Source organism: Nitrospira sp. MA-1 (assembly GCA_032139905.1).
Taxonomy (GTDB): Bacteria; Nitrospirota; Nitrospiria; order Nitrospirales; family UBA8639; genus Nitrospira_E.
Map to the genome: position 1 here is coordinate 106,301 of JAQJDB010000005.1, position 12,691 is coordinate 118,991.

General features: G+C 49.0%; 13 protein-coding genes. 7 read left to right on the top strand and 6 right to left on the bottom strand.

The genetic code is table 11. From position 1 onward, the window contains the following. Positions 1-313 precede the first annotated feature (313 nt). The 6 genes from PJI16_05060 (at position 314) to PJI16_05085 (ending at position 4,329) form a co-directional block, all read left to right on the top strand. On the top strand, positions 314-1,474 hold the full coding sequence (locus PJI16_05060) for an IS30 family transposase (GenBank protein MDT3776926.1): 1,161 nt from the start codon (positions 314-316) through the stop codon (positions 1,472-1,474). Positions 1,475-1,552: 78 nt separating this feature from the next. Beyond that, entirely contained in the window at positions 1,553-1,879 is a 327-nt protein-coding gene (locus PJI16_05065) for a hypothetical protein (protein MDT3776927.1), read from the top strand. A gap of 132 nt (positions 1,880-2,011) precedes the next feature. Next, positions 2,012-2,689, top strand: a complete 678-nt coding sequence (locus PJI16_05070) for an HNH endonuclease (protein MDT3776928.1) — start codon at positions 2,012-2,014, stop codon at positions 2,687-2,689. A 50-nt stretch (positions 2,690-2,739) separates the two neighbouring features. Next, complete coding sequence (locus PJI16_05075; GenBank protein MDT3776929.1) at positions 2,740-3,609, top strand: hypothetical protein; 870 nt, start codon at positions 2,740-2,742, stop codon at positions 3,607-3,609. Between the two features lie 129 nt (positions 3,610-3,738). Beyond that, entirely contained in the window at positions 3,739-4,017 is a 279-nt protein-coding gene (locus PJI16_05080; protein ID MDT3776930.1) for a type II toxin-antitoxin system RelE/ParE family toxin, read from the top strand. A 12-nt stretch (positions 4,018-4,029) separates the two neighbouring features. Next, on the top strand, positions 4,030-4,329 hold the full coding sequence (locus PJI16_05085; protein MDT3776931.1) for a HigA family addiction module antitoxin: 300 nt from the start codon (positions 4,030-4,032) through the stop codon (positions 4,327-4,329). A gap of 251 nt (positions 4,330-4,580) precedes the next feature. On the opposite strand, the gene xth is transcribed toward PJI16_05085, so the two are convergent. The 5 genes from xth to polA form a co-directional block, all read right to left on the bottom strand. Next, positions 4,581-5,354 carry an exodeoxyribonuclease III gene (gene xth / locus PJI16_05090; protein ID MDT3776932.1) on the bottom strand — a complete coding sequence of 258 codons (774 nt, stop codon included), beginning with the start codon at positions 5,352-5,354 and terminating at the stop codon, positions 4,581-4,583. 277 nt (positions 5,355-5,631) lie between these two features. Continuing rightward, a complete protein-coding gene (locus PJI16_05095) occupies positions 5,632-5,919 on the bottom strand; it encodes a hypothetical protein (GenBank protein MDT3776933.1) in 288 nt (95 codons plus the stop codon). Positions 5,920-5,994: 75 nt separating this feature from the next. Next, positions 5,995-6,369: a type II toxin-antitoxin system PemK/MazF family toxin gene (locus PJI16_05100; GenBank protein ID MDT3776934.1), complete on the bottom strand. Its 375-nt coding sequence runs from the start codon at positions 6,367-6,369 to the stop codon at positions 5,995-5,997. Continuing rightward, positions 6,366-6,608, bottom strand: coding sequence for a hypothetical protein (locus PJI16_05105; GenBank protein ID MDT3776935.1), 243 nt, complete (start codon positions 6,606-6,608; stop codon positions 6,366-6,368). The genes PJI16_05100 and PJI16_05105 overlap by 4 nt, the downstream gene beginning before the upstream one ends. Positions 6,609-6,857: 249 nt before the next feature. Further along, positions 6,858-9,716 (bottom strand): DNA polymerase I, encoded by a 2,859-nt coding sequence (gene polA, locus PJI16_05110; protein MDT3776936.1) that lies wholly within the window; start codon positions 9,714-9,716, stop codon positions 6,858-6,860. Positions 9,717-9,879: 163 nt separating this feature from the next. Here polA and PJI16_05115 point away from each other — a divergent pair, with 163 nt between their 5' ends. Next, complete coding sequence (locus PJI16_05115) at positions 9,880-11,727, top strand: AsmA family protein (GenBank protein ID MDT3776937.1); 1,848 nt, start codon at positions 9,880-9,882, stop codon at positions 11,725-11,727. Between the two features lie 47 nt (positions 11,728-11,774). Here PJI16_05115 and PJI16_05120 read toward each other — a convergent pair whose 3' ends face one another. Next, a complete protein-coding gene (locus PJI16_05120) occupies positions 11,775-12,212 on the bottom strand; it encodes a response regulator (GenBank protein ID MDT3776938.1) in 438 nt (145 codons plus the stop codon). Positions 12,213-12,691 lie beyond the last annotated feature (479 nt).

Below are 12,691 nucleotides of genomic sequence, written 5' to 3' on the forward strand. Positions count from 1 at the left end.
AAGCCGGGTTTGGCGTTTCGGTTTCAGTATGTGGTCGAGGATGTTTTTTCTTTGCCTTTCCAAGTACCATCCTCAAAGGCGACGGCTTATATCGACGATTCAATATGCAAGGGGCCTTTATTGAACCGGAATGGTATCGGTTTCCGGTTAATTTCAGGTTTTTAAAGCGGGCTGAGGAATTTGATTTGGTCGGATAACCGTTATTGTGGAAAAGCAGACGTTCCATTTTTTGACATATCGTCTATAATCGACTGCGGTTTCAACCGGTCGCTGCAACATCTAATCTCTAATAATAGAGAGGAGGATGTTGAAAATGAAGCGGCGCCCAAGGATTTATTACACAGAAGAACAAAAGGCCTTAATGTGGGATCGCTGGAAGAAAGGTGAATCTCTGGAGTCGATTGCGCGGTTATTTGATCGGCATCATCCGTCGATTGAACGTATCCTTCGAGAGCATGGGGGGATACGCCCGCCAGAGCGTCGACGATCATCATGCGCACTAACCCTGGCGGAGCGGGAGGAAATATCACGCGGCATAGCTACAGGTTGCTCCATTCGTTCCATCGCAGCCTCCCTGAATCGTGCGCCTTCGACCATCAGTCGGGAAATCAAACGCAACCATGGGCAAGGCGGTTACCGGGCAAGTCAGGCTGATCAGGCGGCCTGGGCTCGGGCCCATCGCCCCAAAACCTGTAAACTAGTAGAGAACCGTGCACTGGCTCGAATCGTAGCCAGGAAGCTACAATTGGAGTGGTCACCCGAGCAGATTGCCGGTTGGCTTAAGCACACCTATCCGGACGATGAACGTTACCAGGTGTCCCACGAGACGATCTATAGGAGCCTATTCATCCAGGCACGTGGTGCCTTGAAGAAAGAGTTGATGCAGCATTTGAGGCGCACACGAATGATGCGTCGTTCACGCCACCACACACAAAAAACGGAGGAGCACGGCCGGATTACCGACACCGTATCGATCCGTGAGCGGCCTGCCTCTGCGGCAGACCGAGCCTTACCGGGACACTGGGAGGGTGATCTGCTATTCGGTAGTCATAACAGCCAGATGGCGACGCTGGTCGAACGTCATACACGCTACCTGATGCTGGTCAAAGTCGACAGCAAAGACACCGAGACGGTGATCAATGCCTTGATCAAGCAAGCGCATAAGTTACCTCGGGAGCTTTACAAGTCACTCACCTGGGACCGAGGCAAAGAGATGGCCGACCATAAACGCTTCACGCTGGCGACCGACATAAAGGTATACTTTTGTGATCCACACAATCCCTGGCAGCGAGGGTCCAACGAAAATACCAATGGTCTGTTAAGGCAATACTTCCCGAAAGGAATGGATCTGTCGAGAGTTCCACAAGCCAAGCTAAACGCCGTTGCACGGCGTCTCAACGAACGACCAAGAAAAACGTTAAACTTTGAAACACCTGCTGAACGATTTAACCCATGTGTTGCAGCGACCGGTTGAAACCGCAACCCAAAGCGGACATTGGCGACAAATTGGGCAACGAGTCGAGTTTTAAATAAATTTCGGTCTGAGATATTTATGGACATTGATGCATCAAAACGACAGGAAGCTATCGACCTCGCCACCTCAATAATCAAGGGTACTCTGCATCCATTAGAAGGCTGCCATCGGCTGGCAGGGCTCGCTCACTCTCTTGGATTGGAAGAGAATGAAAGCATTCAACAAATTCTTGTGACTTCTAGTGAGATGGATCACTTGCCGTTTGGTTCTCTCAAAGAACAGTGTAGTGTTTCCTATTTGGAGAGAATCGAACGAGAAGAGCGCGAATATCTAGAGTCGGCTCTTGATGATATTGTGCGAGCCTGTATGGCAATTATTAAAAAATTGAGTCCTCAGGAAGGTTGACCATCAAGTCTTCCAACCTTTTTCTTGTGCAATGTTCAAGCTTCGGCAGATGACCTTCGACCGCTTTTGGCCGTTTGCGGCCGAACCCCTGCGGTCTACGAATGTCCGCTTTGTAGTGTGATAATCGTCAGTATGGAACCTGAATTAACATGTGCGTTTTGTGAGCAGCCAGCTACAACAAGAGATCATGTTCCTCCCAAAAGCCTTTTTAAAACATCTCCTCCAGATAATTTAATAACAGTCCCGGCCTGCTTTTCCTGTAATAATGAAGCTTCTACTGATGACCAATGGTTTCGCAATTATCTCGTATCTGACGATCGAATAAAGAATCATCCGGAAGCAAAAGAATTGAATAATGCTTTAGCGCGATCGCTTCAAAGGCCTCAAGGTGTAGGCCTTCAAGAATATATGGATCGAAATTTAAAGCGTTTTTCTTTGATTACGGAAAGTGGTCTTTTTTACGGCGAAGGGACAGCTTTAGAAAATGATTTCAAGCGAGAGGGCAGGATTTTAACACGGATTATGAAAGGCCTTTATTATCACGAGCTTAAAAAACATCATCCAACCCATAACATTAATTCAGTTTATTCGTCCAAAAAAGCCTTTTCACCAGACCCAAAAGTACGAGAGGAGCGCCAGAACGTAATTTTGGATTTGATTAATGATTTAAAAAATGAGCCTATTAAGAAAATAGGCAATGACGTATTTTCTTATAAATGGGGTATGGCTAAAGATAATCCTGACGCAAGTTTTTGGGTGTTAGTATTCTTTCATGCTATCCCCTTTTCGGTTATTTCGATACCTCCTTAAACATAACACTCTCTTATTTAGGTTATTTTTTTTAATTCACGAGGCTTCTGATGTTTGACGATAGGAAAAGGAGAATTAATTCTATTACAGAGGTTACGCGGCGAGCCATCATAGATTATTTAACATCGAATTGGTCTGGCCGTCTTTCAGAAGACGCCTTTCTGGCGCGTGTTTACGATCTTGCTAATCTACCATCGAATGATCGTAAATTTAAGAATGCTGCCGGCGACATTCAACAACATAGAGAATTAAACTCGGATTGGGAGGATGATTGGGTCTTTTACGATTCTCATTTTAACCTTCTTTATGCGTCGGATGAAGACTTCATAAAGTTTTTGTGTGAAAATGTTCATCCTGTCGTCAGGCCTGATACAGAGAAAGCTAAAGAGCTTGTAAATACATTTAATAGGGAACTTCAAAAAGATGGTTGGCATCTTGTCGAAATTAAACAAATGTCCGGAAAGCCTGTTTTTAGCGTGCAGAAAACAGACGGAAGGAGTGAAGTTTTTATAGAACCAACAGGTTGGACCAAAGTGGACCGTCAGGTACAGGAGACACGCCTTCGCTTAGAAACGGCTGAAACGGAAGAGCATTACCAAACCGTAGGGCTTCTTTGCCGAGAGGTTCTTATAACAGTTGCTCAGCAGGTTTATAACTCTGAACGCCATAAAGCTTCAGATGGAATCCATCCTAGCGACACTGATGCCAAGAGAATGCTCGAATCTTATTTTGAAAGGGAATTATTAGGCGGAGCTAACGAAGAAGCCAGAAAACACGCAAAAGCTGCATTACAGCTTGCAGTAGCCCTCCAGCACAAAAGAACAGCTAATTTTCAAATGGCCGCGCTTTGTGCGGAAGGAACATTTTCAGTCATCAATATTCTGGCGGTCTTGGCTGGTAGGCGAAGCAGGACAATCTAACCCCCAATAGCCCAAATAATGTGATAATATAGATTTTGACAAATCACCCCATCTTTTGCTAGCCATTTCAACGACTTACTCCTACCAAAAACTTATTGTAACATGTCATGTTACGTGTTACAATAACCAATGATTGAGAATTTTAGGCATCGCGGCTTAAAAAAACTCTACGAAAAAGGCGATCGGAGCGGCCTTCGCACGGATATTGCCGATAAAGCCGAGTTGTATCTCTCCATTTTAGATACCGCTCAGACTGTACAGGAACTCGACATTACAGGCTTTGGCTTTCATCGGCTCACTGGCAACCTTCGTGGGTTTTACAGTGTGTTTGTGTCACGCAATCACCGGATGATTTTCCGGTTTAAAGATGGCAACGCCTTTGATGTGGATTTAGTGGACTATCATTGAGGAGAGAATGTTATGGCGATGAAAAACCCTGTCCATCCAGGAAAAATCATTAAACATTCGATTGATGCGTCTGGCCTGAGTGTCACTGATGCCGCCGAACGCTTGGGCGTGACGCGGCAAACCTTGTCGCGGGTCATGCATGAAAAAACGTCCCTCTCGCCAGAAATGGCGGTCAGGGTATCAAAGGCGTTTGGTTCGACCGTCGAACATTGGATGCGGATGCAACTGGCCTATGATTTGGCTAATGTTGAGAAGACGGCCAAAAGCATCAAAGTGAAGCGGTTTCCCGAGGTGGAGCCGATCCTTGTCTAAAGAATCGGGCCGCCCTTCTACGAGTGACTATGGCCCGAAGAAAGGCAAAGAAAAATCCGCCTAAATCACTAGAATCTAAGCGGCTTTTAAAAAGAAACATTGAAGCATCACCGTCGGCGATCATAGGCGTCCCCGCCTGTACCGCATATCCACGATATCTTTTTGTTTATTTCGCAATCGTGCCCTTCCGGTAGAAGTTCTTGGATTTTCAAGGATTGAAGCGGTGCCCGGTTGTCTGTAACAGGTTGCGATTACAAGGTAGATAGCTCACACCAGACAGGGGTGTGATCGGAAGGTTTGTCCATTCCGCGGGGTTCGCGATCAACATCTGCTGCAACTAACCGGTCTGCGGCTTGTGGAGAGAGCAGAAGATGGTCGATGCGGAGCCCTTCGTCCCGATTCCATCGGCCGGACTGGTAATCCCAATAGGTGTAGAGACCCAATTCTGGGTGCAGGGCTCGAAGGGCATCCGTGTACCCGAGATGACAGAGGGCGCGAAAGCGGGCGCGGGATTCGGGACGGCAAAGGGCATCGTCGGCAAATCCCTTGGGATCGTAGACGTCATGGTCGGTGGGGCACACGTTAAAGTCTCCCCCTAACACCACTGCTTCTTCCAGGGCTAAGAGCGATTGCGCATGCGTGATCAGTCGATCCAACCAGGCAAGTTTATATGTAAACTTCTCGGTTTCCACCGGATTCCCATTGGGTAAATAAATTGAAGCTACTCGAACGTTTCCCACGACCGCTTCCACGTAGCGGGCTTGTTCGTCAGAAGGGGCACCAGGCAGTGAGGTGTGTTCGATCTCGATTGGGGCTTTGGAGAGGATTGCGACTCCGTTGTAGGTTTTTTGTCCGACTATGGCCATATTGTAGCCAAGCTCCTCGATCGCCATTCTGGGGAACTGGTCCTCAGTGGTTTTGAGTTCCTGGAGCAAGACAATGTCCGGGTTGGCCTGTTTGACCCATTCCATCAAGTGGGGGATCCTGACTTTAATCGAGTTGACGTTCCAGGTAGCAATTTTCATGATGAGTTTCAGAATGTGTATTGAGCCATAATGAGTATCATAGATAATTTATGATTCTGGTTTTACGGTGTGTGCCGGATATCTATTTTTGGGTGTGTGGCCATGAACAAAATGTTGCCAGGTGAACCAATTCCACTTGTGCTCAAAAAAGGCCCGCCGGTTGATGAGTTCATCCGTCCCTCCGGCCAGACAGCAGGCGTCGGACCATGAGAGACTGAATATTTCAGTGACACACCTGAAGGAGACCGGAACCATCATATGCTGAATAAACCCCATATTATGATGAAGAAAGTGGTGGTGAGTCGGTTTCGCGTTGGAAGATGACCTGAAAGCCTTGGAATTGTTTTTGAAACAGGGTCTTTAAAATAAATGGGGTGATGCCAAAGAATAACACGGCATAAATACAAATTTCTAAAATATACTGCGAGTCTTCAGAGACCGTGCCATTGAAGATCACAGGAACCGCCCATCCGATCGTCATACTCACAAACATCAGAATCACCACGTGGCGCCACACCAGGAACCACATAAGTTTCAACAGTTCTTTATATGTTGGTATTTCCATACAACTCCTTCCTCAGTGCAGTGTTCCAGAGGGTAACAGATTTAATAGACCGCCTAACTTCGATAGGGACATGCCTCAGGTGGGCGGTGCCAAGGAGAGACTTTCTTCGACAAAGTCCAAGATTTGCAATATTTTTTTTCGAAGCTCTGCAAGGTAGGGATCAGGTAACGCACCGAGTTCTTTGCGAAAGCGTTGATTGTCAATGGCCTTGATTTGATCCACTAAAATGTCAGAGATGGAGGTCAGCCCTGAGACCCCCTGAGGAGTTGATACTCGAAGGGGAGTTTGAACATCAACCACTTGAGTCGTTAATGGACAAATAAGGGTGGAAAGGTGATAGGGATTCAAGGCATCAGTTTGCACGACGACAACCGGTCGAACCTTTCCCGGTTCGGTTCCAATTCGTGGATTCAGGTCCGCCAAATACACATGGCCGTACTGGGGGGTCATAGATCGCCAGGAAGATCCTCTAGCAGTTCAGTTTCTTTTAAATAGGCAAGATGTGCGGCGGATACCTGCTGGGAGGCTTTTTGATATTCCTGGGCCAACGCTTTTCTCGCGTAGAGGGCGTTGAAGTGAGCCAGAGCTTTTCTGATATACAGGTTTCGAGGCATGTTCAAACGTTTTCGAATGGCTTCAGTTTCTTGGTAGGCATGTTCGTCGAGTTTTAGGGATAACACTTTACTCATTTCTCTCCCCCCTTTCAGGTATTACTAAAAGTATATGCCGCCGTTCCTGAAAAGTGAACCTGTACAGAAGAAGGGAACAAATCTTTTCTTGTTGTCATCCTCGAGGTATTTAGGGGGATCCATCTTTTCTTTTGGCAAGACCAGCCAGATGGATCCCTGATGAGAAATGGGGGGACTGAGAAAGAGGAGAGGGGAGGTGGAAAATCCTCCGGTCGCCTTACCCTTTTACGTTTCGCAGTGCCCTTCTCCTCAATGCGCTTCGTCCCAGGATGGGCCATGTCCGGCTTCCACCGTCAGCGGGATCGACAATTGTAGGGCAGGCAGTGTGGCCCTTTCCATGACCTGCTTGATGACCTCAGTGGTTTGGGAGACAGCCGCCTCTTCTACCTCGAATAATAATTCATCGTGGACGGTTAACAACATTTTCGCCTGTTTGGTTAAGCCATGCTCTGCCAAGGCTGTAGGTACGCGGATCATGGCACGCTTTAAAATGTCGGCGGCCGTGCCTTGCAGTGGTGCATTGATGGCGGCACGCTCAGAAAAATTTCGTCGGGCGGGATTTTTATCATGAATACCCGGGACGTGGCACCGACGTCCAAACAATGTCTGGACATATCCGTGCTGTCGACAAAACTGTTTGGTGCGTTCCATGTAATCCTGGATGCCGGGGTACTGTTCAAAATAGGTTTTGATATAGGCAGAGGCCTCGCTCGGTTCCACGCTCAATTGGCGGGCTAATCCAAAGGCGCTGATCCCATAAATGATGCCGAAATTGATGGCCTTGGCTTTTCGTCGAATTCCCGGATCCATCTGTTCCAGGGGGATGCCGAAGACCTGGCTGGCGGTGAGCGCATGAATATCCTGGCCTTCCCAAAAGGCTTTCTTGAGAACGGGAATATCTGCGACGTGGGCGAGCAGCCGAAGTTCAATCTGGGAGTAATCGAGCGAAAGCAATGTCCAGCCAGGCTCCGCGACAAATGCGCGCCGGATTCTTCGACCTTCTTCAGTGCGAATGGGAATGTTCTGGAGATTGGGGTCTGTGGATGAGAGTCTTCCCGTCGCGGCGGACGCCATGGCATAGGAGGTATGCACCCGGTTTGTGTCGGGATTGATTTGGCGGATGAGCGCATCGGCATAGGTGCTGCGGAGTTTTTCTAAATGCCGCCATTCCAAGACACGTGACGGGAGTTCATGGCCTTGAGCGGCTAAGGATTCGAGCACATCGACCCCGGTGCCATAGCTGCCGGCTTTGCTTTTTTGCCCCCCCCCTAATGCGAGGTCGTCAAACATGACTTCGCCGAGTTGTTTAGGGGAACCGACATTGAAGGTTTTCCCGGCCAGGCGATAGATCTCTTGTTCCAGATCCCGAAGGCGGAGAGAAAACTCCTGGCTGACCTGCTTCAATTGGGAGACATCGACTTTGATACCTGTTTGCTCCATGGTCGCCAGCACGGGAATGAGGTGACGCTCGAGCGTTTCGTAGACTGTGGTCATGCGTTCACTGATGAGACGGGGTTTGAGGACCTGATGGAGCCTCAAGGTCACTTCGGCATCTTCCGCAGCGTATTCCAAAGCCTTTTCCAGGGGAACCTGATCGAAGGTCACTTGAGATTTCCCGGTACCCGTGACGTCTTTAAATTTGATCGTTGTATGGCCCAAAAAGTGTTCGGCCAGTTCGTCCATGCCATGGCCATGCATGCCTCCTTCTAGGACGTATGAGAGCAGCATGGTATCGTCCACGGGAGCCACGTTGAGGCCATACCGGCGAAACACCACCATGTCGTATTTGATATTGTGCCCGATCTTAAGCACACCTGGGTCTGTTAGCAGTGGTCCCAGGATGTCGAGCGCCTGTTGGAGTGGAATTTGTTCCGGTTTTTCCGGCAAGGCAGCAGACGTATCGTGTGAGAGCAAATCCTGATAGGACGTGGATCCCGGGGCCACATGACCGACGGGTACATAACAGGCCTGGCCGGGTTCCAGGCTTAATGAGAATCCAACCAACTCCGCTCTGGTTTGATCGAGAGAGGTGGTTTCGCAGTCGACGGCCACTTTCCCGCGACGAGTCGCTTCCTCCACCCATCCTTGGAGGGCCGACACCGTTTGAATTAACTCGTACTGGGCTTTGGGAGGCAGTGGCTTTATTTCGGGATCTTTCGTTGCTGGTGCATCGGTGTCCGGTGTGGAAGAAAGAGTGGTACTGGGTTCCTGTCCGCCCTTTATGCGGCTTTGTAGGCGAGCCAAAATCGATTTGAAGCCCTGTTCGTTGAGGAAGGAAGCTAATAAATCCATATTGGGCTGGCGCCGCTCCAATTGTTCAAGCGGAAATGGCAGCGGGACATCGGAACGAAGCCGGACTAATTCACGGGAGAGTCGGGCCTTATCGGCATGTTCAATGAGGCTTTCCCGTCGCTTGTTCTGCTTGATTTCTGAGGCGCGGGCAAGGAGGGTGTCCAGGTCACCATATTCCTGAATGAGTTGTGCGGCCGTTTTGATGCCGATACCCGGGACCCCGGGCACATTGTCCGTGGAGTCTCCCGCCAATGACTGCACGTCGACCACTTTCACGGGCGGCACACCAAATTTTTCCAGAACTTGCTCGGGACCGATCTTTCGGCTTTTGATGGGATCGAACATACTGACCTGTTCTGATACTAACTGCATAAGATCTTTGTCCGAGGACACGATGGTCACATTCGCGCCGGCTTCCATGGCATGTTTGGCGTAGGTCGCGATCAGATCGTCGGCTTCGAAACCGTTCAGTTCAATGCAATCAAAATTAAAAGCCCGTGTCGCCTCCCGGACGAGAGCAAATTGAGGCACCAACTCCTCCGGTGGTTCGCTGCGATTGGCCTTGTAGCTGGGGGCAAGATCGTTTCGAAAGGTTTTTCGTGCGGAATCAAAGATGACGGCAATATGATCGGGTTTCATATCGTCCAGTAGTTTCATCAGCATGGTGATGTATCCATAGACGGCATTGACGGGGGTACCATTCGGACTGTTTAAAATCTTGATGGCATGAAAGGCCCTGAAAATGTAGCCTGAGGCGTCGACTAACACGACATGACGAATGGGAAGAGGGGAAGACGGTTCACTCACAGTGGTCACAGGAAAATATCCTCTTTGTGTGATTGTTGGCCCTAGAAGATACCTGATAGCTCTTGAGGTGTCGATATCCCAGGATTGTTTGTCAACCGAGAAAAATGGAACATGGTAAACTACCGAATTCTTTGGTTCATGACGGGAGCATGTCTTCGTGAAGAGTAATATCATGGTTAGTCTCGCTATCCTCATTGGGCTGGTTCTTGTGGTCTACCTGCTCCTTCCGCTTCTGTTGGATTTGAATCGGTACCGGGATCGGTATCTCCCGGTTCTGGAGCAGGCCCTTAATCGAACCGTGGATGTTCAGGATGTCCGCTTAACGCTCTTTCCTAACCTCGGGTTTCGGGTGCAGGATCTGACAATAGGGGATGACCCGGCGTTCAGTCCTAAGGCGTTTGTCACAATTCCTTCCGCTGAGGTGGAGATTCAGTGGCTCCCCCTGTTGCGCCGGCACATTCAGGTTGAACAGGTGCGTCTTCAGGATCCGACGGTCTACGTCATCCGCACTCCTGATGGGTTGTTGAATATGGCCACCATCGGAAAAGATCCTGCTCTTCACCACCCTGAGGCCGCCGAAGCAAATCCCGCCAATGCGCTCAAACCCTTATTCGGGATGTTTGCGGTTGAGCGTTTCTTGATGACTGGAGGCTCTCTACAGTATGAGGATCGTTCCAAAGAATCTTCCCGTTCATACCACCTCGAACAACTGGAGTTGGTTACAAATTCCGTTCAGTTGGGACAGATGGCGAGTCTGCTCATGAAGGGCATGGTGATGCCCTATCAGCTCCCCATGGAGATGGATGGGCGTTTTGGCCCTCTTCAACCCACTTTTGATCTTCCGATGATCAATCTTGCGGGTCGCGTAGGCAAAATAGGGGGAACGGCACAGGGCAAAGTGATCGATGGAAGGCTGGAGTTGGACGTGCAAATCCCAAACATATCGTCGAATGACCTGCCTGTGAATGTATCGTTGGATAAGCCTGTGGTCTTCAGCCGCTTTCAGGCTCATGTGATGGCACCCCTGTTTTCCGAGCCATCGCAACCCTCCACAGGAATGAGGATTGATCCGTTGACCGTAGATCTCCAATTGGGTGGAGCGACCATTCACCTTTCGGGTCAGGGTACGCCTGGACGTCTGAATTTGTCCGGGGAGGCTCCTGCCCTGTCCTCAGAGGATTTTCCCTTGGCTCTTTCCGTTCAACGCCCGTTTTCACTCGAACAGATCCGTTTTGAAACGGTGATCCAAGCAACAAGGGTGGATCTGGTGTCTCTCAAGGCCAAAGCGTTTAGGGGAAATCTTGAGGCGCATGGAAGATGGGATGGGACTCACGCTGTTCCCCTGCTCTCACTCCAAGGAAAATTCACGAATTTTTCCGTCGAATCAATGATGCAAGTGGTGAGATCTTCTTCTTTCCGTTTGACTGGTAGGGGAGAGTTGGATTGGAGCGTCACGGGAGCAGCACAGTCTTCCTCCAGGCAACCACATATGACCGGACCAGTCCGATTGATGATCCGCGATGGGCAATTAGGTGGCTTTGACCTCATGCAGGCGATTGAAGATGCCCTTCAGCTACCGGATCTCATGGACGAATCCACCGGTGCGACGAAATTTTCTCTGATTGATACTCAAATGGAATTGGAAGATAGGGGAGTGGTTATTCGGCAATTAACAGTTGAGGCCCCAGATTTCTCGATGACAGGGGTGGGAACTCTCGGGTTTGATGAATCGTTGAACCTTCAAGGCAATCTGGCCGTTTCACGGATGATCGGGGACCGGATTATTCAACGGTTTCCGATGGCCAAAGTTGCGTGGCATGAGGGAAAGTTGGTGCTGCCCTTTGCTGTTATGGGAACCGTTCAGAAACCGCTCTTGCAATTAGATACGCAATCCTTTGGGCAACAGGTCCAAAGGAATGTGGAGCGGAGGATTGAGAAAGCCTTACAGGGAGATGAACAGGAATTACAGCAACTCTTACAAGACGGAGCGGATATTCTCAAACAGTTATTTGGACAATAGAGGAGGAGATGTCCTGTTTGGGACTGGATGATTCCTTCATCCCGGTCTCAACCCGGAGGGGGACTATAGGTTTGGGACATGTTGGCAACGATGAAGGAATGGGACCGCCTTGGAGCGGCTGACGGACACAGTTGAGCGACTATGGCCCGTAACTCCCCAAAATCATAGGGTTTGCCGATAATGGCATAGGCTCCTAAGCGGGTGGCGTTTTCTCGTGTTACGGCATTGAGGTACCCGGTTATCATTATAATTGGGATGTCGGACTTGTGGGGTATATGCTGTAACCGGTCCAAAAACTCCATTCCGGTCATGACGGGCATCGCATTATCCAGGATCACCACGTCAAAGGATTTTGATTCAAGAAGTGTTAACCCGCTGGCTCCATTTTCGGCTTCTACACACTCACATCCGTCATATTCCAGGACCATCCTGAGCAATCCTCGACTCATTTCATCATCATCAATAATCAGAATATTTTTAGCCATGAGGATCTCCTTTCCTAACCTATGAGCGAATTCACCATCTTGGTGGATTCGAGTCGATAGATGGCCGACTCACCATTTGGTGAAATCACCTAAAGATGGCTCCTGAACAAATGTCATGCAGGCACAGGCCTGTGTTGTTTTGGTCATCATTTTACCGTGAGCCTGACCTGTCGGGTGCCTTTAATGGTATAGGATTCTGCCCATTCCATATGAGGGACATTCCTCCGAAGATTCCAAAGCCTGTGATACAGATGGCGAAAATAATTTCCATAGCTCCCCTTAATATCCCCTACTTGCCATATTACAAAGCAAAGAATGTACCTAAATAGTAGGGGAGCGGTTCTTTAAGGCTTTCATGGTTATAACTCATTGATAATCTGATGAATGGAGAAGCAAATTTTTAAAATTGGTTTGGGAATTTTTTAAAGGATGCAAAGAAGATGAGGCATAAGGGCATCAGTTGTGGGACAGGTTGTTAT